13 protein-coding genes and 1 pseudogene are annotated in these 18,320 nt (G+C 59.6%); 2 read left to right on the top strand and 12 right to left on the bottom strand.

Annotation, left to right across the window (positions count from 1 at the left end):
* Window position 1: 1 nt before the first annotated feature.
* Window positions 2–499, top strand: a complete 498-nt coding sequence (locus ACM26W_RS01690; protein WP_416139152.1) for a nuclear transport factor 2 family protein — start codon at window positions 2–4, stop codon at window positions 497–499.
* 27 nt (window positions 500–526) lie between these two features.
* The gene (locus ACM26W_RS01685; RefSeq protein ID WP_416139151.1) at window positions 527–1,414 is read left to right on the top strand and encodes an MBL fold metallo-hydrolase; all 888 of its coding nucleotides are present in this window, start codon (window positions 527–529) and stop codon (window positions 1,412–1,414) included.
* A 385-nt stretch (window positions 1,415–1,799) separates the two neighbouring features.
* Here the strand turns inward: ACM26W_RS01685 and ACM26W_RS01680 are convergent, their stop codons facing one another.
* The 12 genes and pseudogenes from ACM26W_RS01680 to ACM26W_RS01625 all read right to left on the bottom strand — a co-directional run bounded on the left by ACM26W_RS01680 (window position 1,800) and on the right by ACM26W_RS01625 (window position 18,312).
* Entirely contained in the window at window positions 1,800–2,612 is an 813-nt protein-coding gene (locus ACM26W_RS01680) for an IclR family transcriptional regulator domain-containing protein (RefSeq protein ID WP_416139150.1), read from the bottom strand.
* Between the two features lie 459 nt (window positions 2,613–3,071).
* Window positions 3,072–4,328: an acetyl-CoA hydrolase/transferase family protein gene (locus ACM26W_RS01675; protein ID WP_416139149.1), complete on the bottom strand. Its 1,257-nt coding sequence runs from the start codon at window positions 4,326–4,328 to the stop codon at window positions 3,072–3,074.
* A 36-nt stretch (window positions 4,329–4,364) separates the two neighbouring features.
* On the bottom strand, window positions 4,365–5,672 hold the full coding sequence (locus tag ACM26W_RS01670; RefSeq protein ID WP_416139148.1) for a TRAP transporter large permease: 1,308 nt from the start codon (window positions 5,670–5,672) through the stop codon (window positions 4,365–4,367).
* The gene (locus ACM26W_RS01665) at window positions 5,672–6,181 is read right to left on the bottom strand and encodes a TRAP transporter small permease (RefSeq protein ID WP_416139147.1); all 510 of its coding nucleotides are present in this window, start codon (window positions 6,179–6,181) and stop codon (window positions 5,672–5,674) included. Before ACM26W_RS01665 ends, ACM26W_RS01670 begins: the two co-directional genes overlap by 1 nt.
* The gene (locus ACM26W_RS01660) at window positions 6,178–7,167 is read right to left on the bottom strand and encodes a TRAP transporter substrate-binding protein (protein WP_416139146.1); all 990 of its coding nucleotides are present in this window, start codon (window positions 7,165–7,167) and stop codon (window positions 6,178–6,180) included. Before ACM26W_RS01660 ends, ACM26W_RS01665 begins: the two co-directional genes overlap by 4 nt.
* A gap of 153 nt (window positions 7,168–7,320) precedes the next feature.
* Window positions 7,321–7,869 (bottom strand): annotated as a pseudogene (locus ACM26W_RS01655) (IS66 family transposase); the annotation flags it as partial.
* Window positions 7,870–7,889: 20 nt separating this feature from the next.
* Window positions 7,890–11,660 carry a helicase-related protein gene (locus tag ACM26W_RS01650; RefSeq protein ID WP_416139145.1) on the bottom strand — a complete coding sequence of 1,257 codons (3,771 nt, stop codon included), beginning with the start codon at window positions 11,658–11,660 and terminating at the stop codon, window positions 7,890–7,892.
* 28 nt (window positions 11,661–11,688) lie between these two features.
* Window positions 11,689–12,381: an RNA ligase family protein gene (locus tag ACM26W_RS01645; RefSeq protein WP_416139144.1), complete on the bottom strand. Its 693-nt coding sequence runs from the start codon at window positions 12,379–12,381 to the stop codon at window positions 11,689–11,691.
* A complete protein-coding gene (locus ACM26W_RS01640) occupies window positions 12,374–12,916 on the bottom strand; it encodes a hypothetical protein (RefSeq protein ID WP_416139143.1) in 543 nt (180 codons plus the stop codon). Before ACM26W_RS01640 ends, ACM26W_RS01645 begins: the two co-directional genes overlap by 8 nt.
* Complete coding sequence (locus tag ACM26W_RS01635) at window positions 12,913–14,310, bottom strand: DUF3696 domain-containing protein (protein ID WP_416139142.1); 1,398 nt, start codon at window positions 14,308–14,310, stop codon at window positions 12,913–12,915. The genes ACM26W_RS01640 and ACM26W_RS01635 overlap by 4 nt, the downstream gene beginning before the upstream one ends.
* Before the next feature lie 12 nt (window positions 14,311–14,322).
* Complete coding sequence (locus ACM26W_RS01630) at window positions 14,323–17,556, bottom strand: DUF1156 domain-containing protein (RefSeq protein WP_416139141.1); 3,234 nt, start codon at window positions 17,554–17,556, stop codon at window positions 14,323–14,325.
* Between the two features lie 123 nt (window positions 17,557–17,679).
* A complete protein-coding gene (locus ACM26W_RS01625; RefSeq protein ID WP_416139140.1) occupies window positions 17,680–18,312 on the bottom strand; it encodes a hypothetical protein in 633 nt (210 codons plus the stop codon).
* Window positions 18,313–18,320: the final 8 nt, after the last annotated feature.

Genomic DNA, 18,320 nt, shown 5'->3' with positions numbered 1-18,320 from the left:
AATGACAATATCATCTGGTGACATGGAGAAGCGCATTCGGCAACTCGAGGATCGTGCCGACATCGCCCAGCTTCGCGCGCATTACTGTCATGTTCTCGATGACCGTAACTGGGAAGAGCTTTCCAGGCTCTTCACCAAGGACGGAGAGTTCCAGGGTCTTGCCCATGCGGTAGGGCGCGCTGAAATTTTCCGCTTCTTCAGCCAAACCGTGGCCAATATTGCCGAGGGCTTCTGGCACTTCTGCACGAACCCGACCGTGCATATTGACGGTGACCAGGCGACGGGGCGCATCTCGATGCAGTACCTATCGCTCAAGGATGGCAAGAGCTACGTCTCAGCCGGCCACTACGACGACACGCTTCAACGCGTGAACGGCGAGTGGAAGTTCAAGAAGAGAAAAATCACCTTCTACTACTATTCGACATTGGACAAGGGGTTCGTGGGCCAACCGACCTATATCCATGTCGATGGCACCCCCATCACAGAAAGCGTCGAGTGATCGTTTTCCCGCTAAAGGAGTCACTACATGATTCAATCACGGCAAGTCGGCAGGGCGAAGGTCACTCGTGTTGTCGAGTACAGCGCACCGACGCACGATCCCGCCTTCCTGTTCCCGGATCTGACCCAGGCCGAGCTGGACTCGTTCTCCGAACTTCTGGCACCCAATCACTATGTGCCGGCGATGAACCGGCTTATCATCACGATCCAGATCTGGGTGGTGCAGATCGACGATAAGGTCATCCTGATCGATACGGGTGTCGGCAACGACAAGCCTCGCACCGCCCCGCGCATGCGCAACCTCAACAACCGCGTGGGCGAATGGCTCGAGGCCGCTGGCGCGGGCTTCGATAAGGTTACCCATGTCATCCAGACTCATATGCACGCCGACCATACCGGCTGGAACACCGTGCTGAAGGATGGCGAATGGGTGCCCGCCTTCCCCAATGCACGCTACCTGATGCCGAAAACGGACTTCGACTACTGGAAACAGGCCATCGAGGAGAAATCCGACATGGCCATGGACAACAGCTGGAATGACAGCGTGAAGCCTGTCGTCGAGGCGGGCATCGTCGACTTTATCGACGACGATGCCGGCAAGATCCTGGACTATCTGACGGTTGAGCCTGTGCCCGGCCACACGCCCGGCATGCTGGGCTATCGTCTCGAGTCAGAGGGCGAGGAAGCCTTCTTCTGTGCCGATGTCTTCCACTCTCCGGTCCAGATCCTCAAGCCTGAGCTGAACACGGCGTACTGTGTGCTTTCGGAAGTGGCGCGTGAAACCCGAAAGCGGGTGCTCGAGGAGGCAAGCGAGCGAGGCACTCTGCTGATGCCGATGCACTTCGGCGTCCCCTGCTGCGGCTATATCCGCAAGACCGAAGATGGTTACCGTTTCGAGGGGGCCGAGTGGCCCTAAAGCTCACCCGGCAATCGAGATAGGGGTCGGGAAGGCTCGAGCCTCCCCGCCCTCCGAACCGTGCATGCGGTTCTCCCGCACACGGTTCTCCAGTTGATGGTTTCCTTATCGGGATTGGCTCGCGTGCCGCCAGGCTCCGGCTAGGGTGAAGAGCCCGGCGGTCGCGAAGAACGTATTGGACCAGCGTCGCGTGTCTGACCGGGTGTTGCCGCGCCCCCCCGAGTCATCGCGAGGCAACAGCCCCGCTCGGGAACAGCGCCGATCAGGCGCTGCGCACCATGCCTGGCACACCACGAAAAACCCGACTGCCAGCAGTCGGGTTTTTTGTATGAAGAGAGCAGGATGACGCGGTGACAGACGCAGGGAGAGCCGTCGTGGATACGGCTTACCAACCTACCGTGACGGCGAGCTCGTGGGAGGTCTCGATCAGCTTGGGCAGGAAGTGCTCGACCAAGTCCTCCTTGGTATGCCGTGCCGATACGGTGGAGGCATTGAGCGCCGCTATGGTTCTCCCGCTCGGGCTCTTGATAGGCACCGCTATCGAGCGGATGCCGATCTCGAGCTCTTCATCGTTGATGGCATACCCCTGGGCGCGTATCCTCTCGATCTCTTCCCAGAACTCGAGGGGATCGGTGATGGTTTTCTCGGTGAAGCCATTGAGCTTGTATAGCCGCAGCCAGTTGTGGAGATCCTTGTCCGACAGGGCGGCCAGAAGCACGCGGCCGATCGAGCTGCAGGCCGCAGGCAGACGCGTCCCATTAGTGATGCTCGAGGAGTAGATACGGCGCACCTCCACTCGCTCGATGTAGACGATCACCCCGCCATCGAGCATGCCCACCGAAGAGGATTCATCCAAGCTGCGGGTCAATCTCTCGAGTGTTCTTGCAGACTCTTCGCCAAGGCTGATGGGCACCAGGAAGCCGCGCGAGAGGTTGATCAGCTTAGGGGTCAGCCAGAACATCTTGCCGTCGGTATCGACGTAGTTGATCTGCTTTAGCGTCAGCAGGAGACGCCGCGAGGTCCCTCGCGTGAGCCCCGTGATCTTCGCCACGTCGGTCAGGGTCAGTCGCCCCTGATGGCGTACCGACTCCTCCGACGTGAAACACTCGAGGATCTTCATTGCCCTGCCGACGGCGCTGACAAACTCAGTCCGAGGCAAGGCACCCTGAGTCGAGATGGACTCTGCCTTTGCGCTCATAGATGCTCCTGTTATCTCGTAAAACTGTGTGGCTTAAGACGGCCCACCATTCGTCGTTCAGCACCTTATAAGTTCGGCACCTTACCGGATCTCGGTTATCGGGTTACGACGCAATCAACAGAATAGAATCGGCGCGAATTTCCGAACTTTACACAATGAAATCAATGATCTTGGAAGCAACATTGAAAGAAACATGAAATCGCTAATACCTTCGGCGTATTGATGACGCCCATGAATTTAATTAGCGTATTAACAAAACAACAGGCGATACCGATTCTCGTCTTGAAGAATGTACCCTACGGGGCCGCCTGTGGCGATGCCGCGGATGCAAGCAGCCAGCGAGATAGGCGGTCGGCGTCAATTGTCATATTGAGCCAGTGCCATCGCCAAGGCGCAACCCCTCCTCGACGGCACCGGCTCCCCGCCCCTTCCCCAGGCGTCAGAACGTCTCCGGTCATATCAGTAGACGGCCGCCTCATGCAGTTCGGCGCGGTGCTCCGGGGCTGCGATCTCCACCATCAGCCGCTTCCTTTCCGACAGACTCCGCCCGCGCAGGTCCGCCACGCCGTACTCGGTCACGATTATGCCCGCTTCGCTGCGCGGTGTGCTCACCGGGCCCGACAGCGCCGCCACGATACGAGATGCCCCCGTCTTCTTGACCGTCGCGGGCAGTGCGATGATTGGCAGCCCTCTCCTGGAGCGGTGCGCACCGCGAAGAAACTCTGCCGCACCGCCGACAGACCCAATGTACTGCCCGTTGGCCACCTCGGCATTGATCTGCCCGGTCAGGTCCACTTCCACGGCGGAGTTGATCGCCACCAGCCGGTCCTGTTCCGCGAGAATCACCGGGTCGTGGGTATAGGAGGAAGGGCATATCCTGAGCGTCGGATTATGGTGGGCGAAGTCGTAGAGCCTGCGGCTCCCCAGCAGCCAGCCCGTGACGGTCACGCCGCGGTCGTGGACCTTTCTTGAGTTGTTGATGACGCCTTTCTCGACCAGATCGACGATACCGTCACCGATCACCCCTGAGTGAACCCCCAGGTCCCGGTGCCCCTCGAGCGCACCGAGAATGGCATCGGGAAGCTGACCGAGCCCCATCTGGATCACCGAACCATCCTCGACCAACTCGGCGATATGGGCGGCGATCCTGTGTTCGGTCTCGGAAGGCGCCGGCAGGATAAGCTCACGAATGGGTCGCGACGACTCGACGATGACATCGATCTTCTGCGTGCCGATATCCAGGGCGCCAGGCACACTCGGCATCTGGTCGTTGATCTCGGCGATCACGACCTTCGCGTGCTTTATCAGCGGTGCGATGTACTCCTGCAGCAGGCCGAGGCTATGACGCCCGTCGGCTCCGGCGGGCGGCAGATGGAGCATCAGCACATCCACGGGAGCCAACACGCTGGCCAGAGTGGAATAGGGCACCGGCAGAATCTCCAGCAATCCCTCTTTCGCCAGGCGCCGATTCGTCCCGCTCGCGCAGTAGGAGCGGAACCTGACACAGTCCGCATACAGGGGATCGGGTGTAGGGGTCAGGCTGAAGCCGATCGTCACCGTCAGGGGCCCGATCTCGTGACGCTGACGCATCAGGGCGCTTGTGATCACTTCCGGTTCCGCCCCCGCCTGCCCCCAGACCACCGAGTCCCCGGGTCTTATCCAGTCCCTGAGGTCGAGGGCATCCTGGTTGACCCTTACCTTCGTTGCATGTCGCATGGTCTCTCCTTCGCTCCCGCGATCCCTGGGGCTCTGTCAGATGATACCGGGCAGCCAGGTTACGATCGCCGGGAACATGATCATCAGAACGACCGATATCAGGAAAATCAGCAGCACCGGGAAGCTGGCTCGGAAAACTCGACCCACCGTCAGGCCGGGCGCCGCCGCAGATAGCGCGAATAGCGTGTACCCGAAAGGCGGCGTGATGCCTCCCACCGTCAGGTTGATGAGCAAGATCGTCCAGAACCAGATCGGGTCGAACCCGAGAGCCGCCACCAGCGGCTGGTACAGCGGCACCGCCATCAGGATAAAGGCGATCTGATCGATGAACATGCACAGGATCAGCGGAATGATCATCAAAATGATGAACATAACGAGGGGGTCCAACCCCAGTCCGGTAGCCCAGTCAACGAGCCCGCGAGACGCTCCGGTAAAGGAAACTAGCTGGCTGAACAGGGAGGACGAGGCGATGATGATCATTATCATCGCGCTCAGCTTCACGGAAGACGACAGCGAGTGGTTGAACATCTTGACGCTGGCACGCTTGTAGAAGATTGCCACCAGAATGGCACCCAGCACACCGGTTGCGGCCGACTCCGTGGGGGTGGCGATCCCCAGCATGATCATTCCCATCACCATGAAGATGACAAACATGAAGGGGATCATTCTCAGCAGCGCACCCAGCCCACTTCCCGACGGTGTCTCTGCCTCCTCCTGCGCATCGCTTGGCGCGATACCCGGATCCTTCCTGATCGACAGGAAGATGTAGGCACCCGTCAGGCACGAGATCATGATGCCGGGCACGATACCGGCGATCAGCAGGCCGGCGATCGACACGTCCGCGAGGGAGCCGATTATGATCGCGAGCAGGGAGGGCGGGATGATCGGGGCCAGGGAGGCGCCCGCCAGGATCACTGAGGCCGACATCTTGGAGGAGTAGCCCCGAGACTCCATGTTGGGCAGCACCGAGCGGCCCAGCATCGCGGAGACGGCCACAGCCGCGCCGGAGAGTGCCCCGAAGATGGTCGCCAGCAGCAGGACGACCACATACAGTCGCCCCTTGATCTTGCCGACGAGCCGGTTCACGGAGTTGAAAAGGACATCGACGCTGCCGGAACGGAAGAGAATCTCCCCCATCAGGATGAAGAGCGGGATCGTGACGAAGCCCATCGTGGTCAAGCTATCGCCGACGCTGTTGGCGAACATCCCGAACCCGCGCGGCCCCATCATGATCATGGTGGCCGACAGGTTGACCACGAGGAACGCGATGAACACATTGATCCCCGTCGCCATCAAGCCGATCAGGGCGCCGAAGAATATCAGCAAGGTGACAGACCATTCCATCACTCTTCACTCCCATTGTCAGCAAATATCGAGAGGTAGGCGAAGATCAATCCTGACATGAAGTACCCGATGGCCAGGCAGCCCGTCACGTAAGCTTTCGGTATCCGCCAGGTCCCCTGAGTGTTGACTCCTCGCTCGACCTGCGTCCAGAAAACGTCTTGCATGATATAGGCCACGACGACGCAGACGATGGCACAGATGACAAGCATGATCCGCTGATAGATATGGCTCGGTGGAAATCTTTGCGAAAAGATCGAGATCGAGACATGCTCACTTCTTCGGGTAACTGCCGGTAATCCGAACATGACCACCACCGCCAGGAGATAGCGAACGCTATCGGAGCCCCACCGAGTGGGGCTGTTGAAAAAATAGCGAGACGATATCTCGATCAGCGTGATGCACAACACTCCCACCAAGGCCACGCAGGCGATGCCCAAGCTTGCTTTGATCGCCAGGTCGAGAACCTTGTCGGCTCGGCTCCTTATGGCTCTTGAGGTCGTGTTGGTCACTGCAGCAGCCCTGCCTCTTCCGCCTGTTGATACATCTTGTCGACCACCTCGTCATGCCCCAGGCTTCTGGCGGTCTCCCAGGCACCGTCTGCGATCAGCTTGTCGAGCCGTGCTGCATCCTCTTCGGGCATCTCGGTGATCTGGACTCCCTGTTCAAGCAGCGTTGCCTCCTCCTCAGCGGCCAGCTTATCGAATCGGGCTATCGATTCCTTCTCGATCTCCAGGGCGGCCTCCATGATCACGTTCTGCTCGTCTTCCGAAAGGCTCTCCCAGGTATCGAGGTTCATGTATGCAAAAAGCCCTACCGTTCCGAAGACTGGCCGTGAAATAAAGCCTGCTACCTCATTCCATTTTTGCTCCAACATTCCAACCAGTGTTGTTCCAGCCCCATCTACAACCCCTGTTTGTAACGCAGAGTATACATCTGTCATAGGCATTACAACCGGAGCCCCTCCCAAACCTTCAATAGCAGGGTTATAGAGCTGCGTTCCACGAATTTTTTTTCCCGCTAGTGATGGCGACTCTTGAACAGGCTCTTTGAGCATAAAATTGAAGGCTTTCGAGCCAGCCGGAGCAACAAAAATAGCTTTCAGGCCTAGTCCATTATAAAACTCATCCATTGTGTCGATGATGCCTGATGATCGACGCAGCTCTGGATCTGGCTCCGTTCCTTCAATACCAAGTGCAACGCTTGCTGATCCGATATGATATGCAGGAGCTGTGAACAAAATATCAAACAATCCAGACTGAACCGGCTCCAATTGTTCAAATGCGGGAATTACATCTGGCCCCACCATCCTGATTGAAACCTCCCCCCCCGACAGCTCCGAAACTTTTTCCACAAAAGGAATTGCTATATGAGCATTGTATGCCTGATTCCCGGCCCAGCTTGAAAGCATTCTCAGCTCGGTTGCTAACGCTGGCAGCGCAGTAGCACTTGTCAATGAAGCAGCGACTATTGAAGCTAAAATTTTATTTAATTTCATTGTGTTAACCCTCTTTCACCTGTTTTGAAGTTGTGCTGGCTTAGGAACGCAATGTGATTTTAGTCCGTCATACGGACTAATGTCCATTTAAATACCCGCACACTGCGCTGTCAAGGCTGTGGTTGGGCATGAATAAAGAATTTTTGCTAGACTTTAGTAGCAAAAATAATCACAGATGATCGTAAGCGACCGTGCATCACCGCTTGTCAGTGATCGGGCGTCGTGCTGCCAGTGACGGGGAAGGGGTTCATAGAGCTGGCTGGCCTTGTGGTCGGCAATCATTCCAGCGCGTCCTTCAGATAGGGATAGGGCTGGTGGCCGTTCAGCTTGGCGCACTGGATCAGGCTCATGATGTTGGCCGCTGCGCAGTGACCCGGCGAATAGCCAGTTGGAACGCCCGAGCGCCCAGGGACGAATCAGTTTCTCGACCCGATTGTTGTCGATCGGCAGCCCACAGTCATCGAGGTAGCGAGTCAGCGCGGCCTAACGCTTCAAGCTGTAGTCCAGCGCCTTGGCAGTCGCCGAACCGTTCGGCACCTTCTCTTGATGAGCCAGCATCCAGCGGTGTAGCGCATCAGCGACGGGCCTCGCTCTTGTCTCCCGTAGCCGTTGGCGTTATCCCGCGGTCAGCGACTGCGCCTCGCTCCCCACCTGGTAGAGCTGGCCGATCAGATCGAAGGCTGGTTCGGCGTATTGGCTCTTGGCCATTAACACCAGCCAACTCACACCATACTGGCAGCCGACTCTCTCAGCCTTCTCGCCACATCATGGCTCGTGCGGCTGTCTTTCTTCATGTCACCCAGCTGCCGGAGGACCAGGTCTCGCACGGCCGTGAGCAGCAGCGGGTCGGCATCCACTTTCAGGCCATCCGCCTTCTCAGCAACAGGCCATAGCAGCGTGTCCTTCAAAGCCAGCATGCCGTTGCGATCCGGCGCATCGAATTTGAGGTGAACACGCTGGCCATGGCGGTGACTGACGTCGGCACGGAAGCGATCGAGCTCCGCGATCTGATTATTGGGCGTATCGGGGTTGGGCTTGAGCTTCTGCTCGGCCAGGCTGGCAGCCGCGGTTTCGAGCATCACCTTCTGCTGTCGACCGACGCGGTCATTTTGCTGGATCAGTCGGCCCTGGGTACGAGCCACAAGTTCGATCTCGCGATCTTCGGGCAGTTCGCCTTCCAGGAGGTCATCCGCCGTCGTCCACCGCTGGCCACCAACCTGAAGTACCGCCAGTGGCTTGCGATCTCGCCAGGCCAATTGAACGGCTTCGAGAGGCTGCAGCATATAGTCGAGCAGCTTCTCGAAGACGGGGTCGCCGTAGGTCGCGAAATGCAGTCGGCGCCTGTCCTCGGCACCCAGTCCGTGCTCGAACAATCCCCGGGAGGTGGTGAGCAGTGCATCGCGGGGGATCCCCGGGACATCCACTAGCCGAAAGGCGTCGCCGTGGTGAAAACTCTCGATACCGCCACCCAGCGCCTTGAGAAAGGCACTCTCGCTGATGATCTGCCAAATGTTCTCCAGAGACGCTGGCAGCGGCTCGCTACGCTGCTGAGCCTCCAGATGTTCGTAAGCGGCCTTCTGCTCCTCGGCCTTGAACTCAGTGAGCTGTTGGCGCTCCTTGATTCGCTCCGCGTGCCCCTGCGCCCGGCGAATCAGCTCCTCCTCATCGATCTTGCCCTCTTCGCCATCGGCCTTGGCGTAGTCCTCGAAGTCCTCGGGCTGGATGGGGAGAAGCGAGAACTGCAGCTCCCCCGAGACCGCCAAGGCCTCGCGGAAACGCTTGACCAGGCGCGAGTACACCACCTCTTCCACGCTGCCCTGATAGAGGTAGTTCAGCACGTGGATCTGCGTATGGTGCTGGCCGATACGGTCGATGCGGCCAATGCGCTGCTCCAGCATCATCGGGTTCCAGGGCAGGTCGAAGTTGATCAGCAGGTCAGCGCTCTGCAGGTTGAGGCCTTCGGCGGCGGCATCGGTGCACAGCAGGATATCGATGCCTCCCGCTACGAAGCGTTGCTTGATCGTGGTGCGGTCCATCCGTTCCGGTTTGAACTCTCCGGCTCGCCGCAGCGTGCCACCGGCGCCGGAGAAGGTGCCGATCGGGCAGCCTGGCAGCCGCTGTCTCAGCTCACCATGGAGATACTCCATGGTGTCGGCATAGCGAGTGAACAGCACCAGTTGACGCACTCGGTCACTGCCGTTGATGCGCCGCTGATCGATATGCTCCAGCAACTGACGCATCTTGCGCGGCGTCGTCGGCAGCTTGTCCATGGTAGCGATCAGCCGCGTGACGGCTCCTTGCTCCCAGGTCAGGTCACTCTCGGTGCGGTGTTTGAGCACCAGGCCCTCCACCTCATCGTCCCGCAGCTCTTCGAGCTCTTCGCGAGAGGCATCCGTGGTCGCAACCTGCTGCGCCTTGTGATCGAGAGTCTGCTGGATTTTGACCAGGCGACGCTCAAGAGAGCAGCGCAGCGCATGGAAGGAGGAGGCATAACGCAGCCGTAGGAAGCTCAGGTAGAAGCCGATAGCGGCCCGCTGCCTCCCCTCCTCCATGTTGGAGGCCATGTGGCTCGCCAGGTCGGCGCAGTACTCCTGCAGCTGGTCGTATACTTCACGTTCGATGCCACCTAGCGGAATGATGCTGGGGTTAACCTCCCGCCAGGCGAGGTTGGCATTCAACAGCCCCTTACGCTGATACGCTCGCAGCAGCGAGCGCGTATGGCGCAGCATGCTGCGCCCCAAGGGCGCCAACAGGCTCAGCGCTGGCTGTACCTCGTCCCAGATCATCGGCTCCAGCGAGCGATCGGTGAAGTCCTCAAGCCCCGATTTGCCGAACGGGCTCAGCACATGCTCGTTGACAAAGTGCCACTGCTCGGGCGATGAAGTGCGGACATTGTTCAGGTAGCGGCATAGCCACTCGCCCTCATAGTGCGCCATCGGTTCCTGGTTCAGCAGCTTGTCGCGGACTCGGTAGAATATCTCGCACAAGTCCTCGGAGAACTGCACGGCACCGGCGGAGGGCATCAGCTTCAGCAGATCGAAGGCCTCAACGCGATTGAGCTGCATCGGCGTCGCCGTGGCCAGCAGCAGGGTGCGCGACTTGCCGTACAGCGAACTCTGCAGCTCCTGATAGAGCTTGTTGAAGCGCGGCATGACCGTCTGGTTATCCGGCGTCTGGCGCCTGGCCTTATGCGCCTCATCCACCAGCACCAGGTCCGTCTCGGGAAGGTTGGTCAGCAGCCTGCCGCCATGCCGGTTGATCACCAGTCCCGTCGAGATGATCTCCAGCGGAGCGTCAAACATCTGGCCGAGCCCCTGAACCGGCTCCCCATCCAGCAGATCGATGTGTTCCCAACGTCCCTTGCGGCTGGTCCGCCTGACGAAGGGCAGGTAGAACTTCTCGGCCATTTCCACCAGCCACTGAGCGGTGAGCGAGGCCGGTGCAAACACCCGGATCGTGCTGGCACGACCACTCAGCCACAGGGCCCGGAAAGCCAGCCCGGCCTCGATGGTCTTGCCAAGCCCGACCTCATCACACAGCAGGTGGTTACGGGGGTAGGTCTCCAGCAAGCGGCTGGCCACGAAGCGCTGATGCGGCCAGGGCTCGATGGGCGTCGTTTCGATGGCGACACGCTCCCCGCCAGGTAGCAGCGGCGCGAGGCGAAGCATGGCGAAGCGCAGCCGCTCGGCGAAGCTAGGGGCGAGCTCATCTCTCTCTCTGACATGTTTGGGCGGGGGGTTCATCGGTGTGCCGTCGATCTCGAACAGCGCGCCGGCGTTACGCGCAATTTTGACCAGCTCGGCCTCGACCGCCTCCGGCAGTGAGAAGGTCTTGATGGCTGGGTGGTTGCCCTGCCACAGGGCCTTGAAGTTAATGTGCTTCTGAGGGATGGCTTTTTTCCCCCACTCCTCCCACGAGCCATGAACATTGATGTTCTCGGCATTGATGGCCAGCGCTGTCCGCGACTCGTTGAGCGAGCCGGAAATATACAGCTCATCCTGGCCATCGCCGAGAACCGCCCACTTCTCATGTAGGTAGCCGTCCTGGGCGTAGTCCAGTGGCTGCGGTGACCCATCCTTGGCATGCACACGCAGGCCGACGCGAATGCGGAGATGGCCATTGGCCACCATCCATGCCAGCAGCTCGACGCCATGGCGCAAGGCGGGTGGCCACTGCTGCCGAGACTCCAGTTCGGCCAGCATGGCCTGGCTGGCACGCTGCTCATCGCCCTGCAGGATCGCGGCCGCATCGTCGGGATCAAGCTGCATCCCGACCACAAAGCGCGCCTCCCCACCATTCTCAATGAAGCGCGAGAACCCCTGGGATGCTGCTGCCAGCGACGAAGAGCTGAAGTAGCCGGCGACACGATCGTAGCGCGTCGCCCGGCTTAGCGCTGGGATGTAGAAGTCATGGAGCACGTCCACCAGCTTGCCATCCTTACGGATGTCGGAGGTGGCGTAGCTCGGCTCCCAGGGATAATCGCGTAATGACATGGCTGCCTCCGTGCGGGAAATCCGGAATCTATGAATTCGAGAGTGCTGATAACCCATTCCACTCCAGCGCCCGCGAGCGCCAATGCGCCTCGATCTGTTGGACGAAATCGGGGTGGACCAGCTTGGCGCGGCACTCGCACCACTGCGGGCCATCCTGACGAATCACGATGCCCTCCAGTTTGCCTTCCCGGTAGGCGCTATGGCCGGTGCGCACCAGGGTTTCCAGCTCCTTGGGGGTGAAGTGTCCGCTCTCCAGCAGCGGCACCGTGGCCAGGCCAAGCCGCGCGGCCAGCTCGTTGCGTCGTTTTTGGTTCCAGAAGCGCTGGGCGGTGCGGTCGTATACGTCGAAGACCAGGAACCAATCCGGGAGCGAGGCATAGTCGAGGGAGTGGCGCGCGGCGCACCATTCACCGAACAGAATGACATGCTCGGGCAGCTCCGCCTGGAAGCTGGCCAGATGCTGCATCAACCACTGATTCAGGCGTGAGAACTGCCCGCGGAAGGGAGGCTCCAGGTAGGCACCGCGGTTCTGGACGCGTATCTGGCTGTTCTCTCCCCAGGAGATGCCCAGGTTGGCACCGTCCAGCTTCTCCTCCACTAGCACGTCGCCGGCGAGCAGCACTTCGACCTCGGGGGGATCGAGCAGCTTGTCGTCGCGGGGCTCGCCATCGCCCAACCAGGCGAGATGCGGCGTATGGGGGAAGCGGAAGAAATCACTCATCCGGGGGAAACTCGGGTATGGCCTGGCCGGGAAACTTCTGCGCGTAGAACCGCCCTACGTCATCGGGGCAAACGAAGCGGAAGCGAACCCCGGCCGCCGCCAGTGGCTGCCACCAATTGAGCCACTTGCAGTCCGCGGCCTGGAGGATAGGCGGATTGCCGGCGTCGGCTGCCGCCACGGCGATAAACTTGCGATCCGGCGGATCAAACACGCGCTGCAGCCCATGGTCGGGGAATTCCTCAAACCAGTCTTCGGCACTCTCGGTAATCGACACCTCGACGACGTGCCCAGTATTCCCCTGCTGCCGCAGCAGATGCTTGAAAAAGACATCGCCGGGACCTGGCTGGCCCCGGTTCGGGTTCAGCTTATGCCGATACTCACCCAGGATGCGCCAGTCATCATCGATCACTGTGACGCCACCCCGGCGAAGGCGGTCGATCGCCTCAATGCAGGTGATCACGCACTCCTCCGAGATATCGTCATGGTCACGATTCGCTACCAGCAGCACGTTGGTATCGACCACGGCTCGATTCATGCCCCCGCCTCCTGCGCTTTCTTCTTCTCCTTGCGCTTCTTCGCGGCCGCCAGCGCCCGCTGAGTGATGTCTTCCATGTCGTCGCCGAAGAAGTCATCCGGCCAGTTCTCGATATCGCCGTACTCGTTGAGCCGCAGCGGTTCCAGGTGGGCGCCGTGACGATTGCGGGTCACGAAGTAGATCGCCACCTCGTCGGGCGTCACTTCTCCTTCGGCGATACGTCGCTGCAGCCGGTTGAGGAAGTGCTCGGAGTGGCTCTCGATGATCAGCTGGGTGTTACGGTCCTCGCCGTCCTCTCGCGCCTGAATCGCGCTGATGAAGGCATCCGCCAGATTGGCCTGAACACGCGGGTGCAGGTGAATTTCCGGCTGCTCCATCCAAAGCACCGAGTTCGGCGGCGCATAGAATGCCTGCACCAGGGCCGGCAGGATCTGAGAGACACCAAAGCCGACATCTGTCAGCTTCACCCAAGGCGCACCGGCATGGGCCTGGATCAGCACCTCATACTCTTTGCGCCCCTTTGCGATGGGCTCGACCTTGAACTCATGGATGATACCCAGATTCTTGAGCCAGCCGGCGATGAAGGCGTCGAAGGGTTGATACTTCTGCTTGGGCCCACGGTTGAGCTGCCGCCCCTGATGGGTGGCGGCCAGGATCGCCGGGATAGTCGACTCCCCTTCTGCCCCTACATCGGGCGGGGTATCACCCGACCAGGGATACACTCGCTTGGGTGGGCTGCGCAGCGGGCCGAGGTGATAGAAGTTCTCCAGCAGCTGCTCGGCCTCCAGCACGAAGTCGGTCAAGAAGTGAGCATTCTGGTAGCGCGACAGCGTCTTGTCCGAGAAACGGTAAAACTTCTCCGGCGCCTCGACGCCCCAGTTCCTGCCCTGCGCGTGCACCAGATGCAGCGGCTCGCACTTGAGGAATGCCTTGCCGTCGTGACGCCCATGACGCGCCTTGAGCACTTCGTCATCGCCCTGATGCAGGGTGTAAGAGAACTGCTGCGTTTCGGGCTGCTGCGTCTTGCTGGCAGCGATCTCCGCGGCCAAGGTGAGCCTATCCCCACAAAAGGTCTGCTCAGGATTGAGGACGTCGCTCAACTCCAGGGGTTTCCTGCTCTTCCAGCCCAGTGAAAAGCGCAGCGTCTGGGTCAGATCGTGGTTGTACAGGCAGTCCTCGAAGGTGCCCAGATCGATCAGCGAATTGTCATCGCCCAAGTGCAGCGAGCGCTTGCGATCGGTCAGCAGCGCCGTCTGCTTGAGGGCCATCAACAGATGGCCCAGGCTCGATTTCCCTGAGCTGTTGGTGCCGAAGATCACCGTCAGTGGCGCCAGACGCATGGGCCCGGTGTCCCTCCAGGCCTTGAAGTTCTGCAGTCGCAGCTCAGTCAGCATGGGCCTCTCTCCTTACAACTCGTAGTCGATCAGTTGAGCTTCGCGCTTGAGCTCGTCGTCGCGGCACTCCTTGGCCCACACTTTGAGCAGGCCGCGCAGGGCCTCGCTGTCGCGCTTGCCATGCTGCGTCAGGAAGTTACGCGCAGCCACGATGCCGCCGTCGCGGTAGGTGACGATCAAGCCCCCTAGCACGTCCCACAGGGTCTGCGGGCTTTCCAGACGAGCAGTTGCACGCTCCTCGGGCTTGAGCAGGCGCAGCTTGTTGCCGCGAATGGCCAGCGGAGCGGCGCGCTCGTCCTCACCGACGTTGGCATAGGCCACCATGTCATCGCTGACGCGGTAGTTGCCGTTACGGTTCTGCAGGCGGAAGTTGAGCGAGCGGCTCATCTGCAGGGCGTCATCGAAGGCGAAGTCGCCCAGGCCGTTGATGCCGAGCGCGATCACCGCCAGGCGGGATTCTGCGTCCAGATCGTCGACGGTGACCAGGCCGCCGGAGAGGCGGCTGACCTCCTCCTCGGCCACCACGCGGGCCGCTTCTTGCATGGCGCGGGTGGGCGGCACGTCTTCGTCGCCATCCTGTACCGGCCAGTGGGCAGAATAGACCCGCAGCGCACGCCCCCAGGAGGCGATCATGCGGTCGACGGGGTTGAGCTTGAGACGGTCGAATTCGCCGAGCCCTTCACGCACAGCGGTTTCCAGCTTGCCCTTGACCTCATAGGCCCAGCTGGAGGGCTCGCGATTGCGGCGATCCGCTGGGCGGCAAGAAATAAAGATGGTTGAAGCAGCTGAGGCTATATTCATCTGGTGAGTGGAATAGCCGCTTTCCGACTCGACCGGCATGCAGGCCGTGATGTCCCAACCGGACTGGATCAAGGCATTGGTCAGCGTTTCCCAGGCATCGGAGCTTTTGTGGGTAAACATCAGCGTCATGAGGCCGTCCGGCTTAAGTACCCGCTTGCTCTCAGCGAAGATGCCCTGCATCAGCTCCTCATAGCGAGCCTTGGCTTTCTTGGCTGAGCCGTCGCGCGCCGGGTTTGCAACGGCTTCTAGTACTTTATCCGTCACTTCGTGATCAAACCAGCCAGGGTACAGGTCACCTAGTGTCTTTTTCTGCCAGACATAGTAGAAGTCTGAGAGCTCACTATACTGGACATTATTGTAGTAAGGAGGATCCATGACCACGGCATCGACACTATGGGCTTCAATTTCTGGCATGTCAGTAGCGGAACCCTGAAACTGGCGAATATCTCCTTCTTTTAACCCAAGCTTGCCGCGTTCAGCTACCAGCTCTTCGATGCCCTTGTATGCATCCATTGCTTGAGACAAGCCCCATCGAAAACCAGATGAAGGCCCTGCATGAACCATCTCGCCAAACGTCCATTTTAGGGAAAAATCATGCCTTCCAAAACCACCTTTGATTACTCCTCTAGTATACTCCCATCGAGTCTGACGGCTGTTGTAGTCGACAATCTTGTCGATAGCAAACTGAAGGTAAGTGATAACGGCACGACCTTTTTCTTCACCCAATGCGGCGAGAATTTCGGGCTTGGCATCTTGCAGGGCCTCCATCACTGATAGGTGACCCAGCAATTGACGCGGGGTAAACATATCGGCCCAAGTCGGCATGCCATAGTTGACCGGGCGCATATCGTTGCCAGGCGGGAATGGTTCGTTAGGAACCAACCCCTTCATTTCGAACTTCACACGGCGCTCTTCCAGCTCGTGCTCGGCAGCCTGGATTGCTTCAAGGTCTGTATCGTTTGCCGCACGGAAGTAACGCACTTTGCCTGTCTTGATCTCACCTTTTCGCTCGCCTGAGGCGAAGCGCTGCACCTTGCCATGCTTGTCGAGCTTAGGCTCCATACGGATGCCCACCACACAGTAGAGCACATCCCTCCACTTGCCATGCTCGGACTCTCCACGTGCCTGTCGCTTGATCTCATCACTAGAAATGGCTTGATGACAATGGACACATTGTCCGACACCGTCAGCTACCGTTTTCGTCAAGGTGCCTTTTTTATCCTGATCGACGATTTCCTCTCCATTTGGACCATAAGAGTAGGTTTTAATGCCTTCTCTCCTTGATTTTACAATCTCATATGGCCGGAAGCTTACTTTCCCATTATTCGCATCTATAGCCACGCCCCATCTATCACCTTCACGAGATAACCACTGCGAATTTAGTAACGGTGCATCACCGGCGCAGTGAGGGCAAGTTACCTGCCGACAGTAGAGCAGCCCCATATGGTCATGCTCGGTCGCATACTCCTCGACAAGCTCAGAATGCTTGTGAAGATGGGCTTCCAACTTGGCTCGCTGATCAGCGGGAATCGGGCTGAAGGGGGTAAAGGGCGCCATTCGGGCCTCGACCTTTTCCCTGAGCTTCTCCCCCCACTCCTGAATATCATCCAATAGGCTTTCGCCGAAACGCACGGGATAATCGAGAGTCGCTTTAAGAATAACGTTGGCGACGGGGTTAAGCTCGTTGGCGATCACCTTGTGGCCGAGGCGCAGCGCCTCGAAGGGAATAGAGCCACCGCCAGCGGTTGGATCAAGCACCACCTTGCGTTGGCTCTCGGGCAGCGGCTGGATAGGGGTGGCAAACGCACGGGAGTAGCCGTAGGAATCTTCCGGGTCCCAGCGAATCGCTGTACCGAGGATTCTCTTGACATCGGCTCGCTTGGCAAACTCAATTTTTTCCTTCACACCAGCCGGATCGCCCGTCGCCTGAAGAACTTCAAGCTTGGCACCAACATAAACACCCATGGTGGGCATCTCTTGAACGTCGGCTTTCCAACCCTGCACTACGGGGTCTTCCTGAAACTCTGGACTTGCGTCTTCCAACTGGTAGATCATTTCACGGCAGTCTTCACGACGCTGCTGCTCCTTTTCCACTGCCTTTAAAACCGTCTTGTCGACAGGTAGCACCCAACTGCCATCATTCTCCTGATATAGCCGCTTAGTGATGGTGTCGCCGGTCAAGGTCCAGCGCTCCTCCCCCAGTTTGGCTTGCCAACGCACGATGCCCAGATCACGAATAAACTGCTCTGGATCGGCATCGGCGGGTAACAAAGAAGCCAGGATGGCTGCGCGGCTGGGCGTAAGTGGCCGCCTTGCCCACCACACATGCAGGTAGTAGAGAGGCGGCAGTGCCGAGCTAGCACCGCGCTCGCGCTGAGTCTCTGCCCCCACCTGGTGGCAAGGGAAACCGGCTTCGATCAGGCGCTGGTCGTTGCTGAAATCCATGGCGATGCTTCCTTGTAAAGCGTCAGCCAGGCAGCGGGCCTGGCTAATAATGTCTATGGGGCGTCTGCGCCTTGTTTCCTGGCTGCCTGCCGGTGCTAAATCAGGCAGATTCCTTGCCAGTGCTCAGCCACGGGCACGCACTTTCTCCAGGATGCGCGGCACGCGCTTGTCACCGGCCTCGCCGCACAACAACATGCGCAGCCCGCTGGTGGCCCAGCTGCGCAGTGCCGGGTCGGCAGTGGTCACGTTGGCCAGCCAGTAGACGGCTTCCTCCCGGGAGAACATCGCCACCCGCCTGCCGATAAGCTCGATGCGGTCGACGTCCTTCACCTTGCTCTGCAGGCGGAAGAACAGCGCCAGGCGGGCGCCGGCGGCTTCGTCCAGGGGGAAGTTGAGATCGGTCCGCTTGAGCCCCTGAGCGGACATGTAGCTCTCCAGGCCGAGAGGGATACCCTGCTCGTCCTTAACCTCCTCCAGGATGCGCTTGAGCACCGGCAGGCAGGCGCGCACGCTCTCGCCGTGCAGGATGCCTCGTTCCACATGCTTAGCGCGCGGGTTGGTGAGCCCCTCGGTATCGTCGCGATCCTCCGGGGCGATGCGCTCCTTGATGATCAGCACCGGCGGCGGCAGGTCCTTGTGCCGTGTCAGGCGCAGCGCATAGGGCGAGCGCTTGGCCAGCTTGTCCAGCTGTACCTCATCGACCTGATGACTCTTACGGCGGGCGCGTGTTGCCGCCTTTTTTGCTGTGGTGGCCATCGGCGGTG

The organism is Halomonas sp. HK25 (genome assembly GCF_047795635.1).
Classification (GTDB): Bacteria; Pseudomonadota; Gammaproteobacteria; order Pseudomonadales; family Halomonadaceae; genus Halomonas.
Note: the sequence above shows the minus strand (reverse complement) of the source record. Positions and strands in the feature narration are given on the sequence as shown.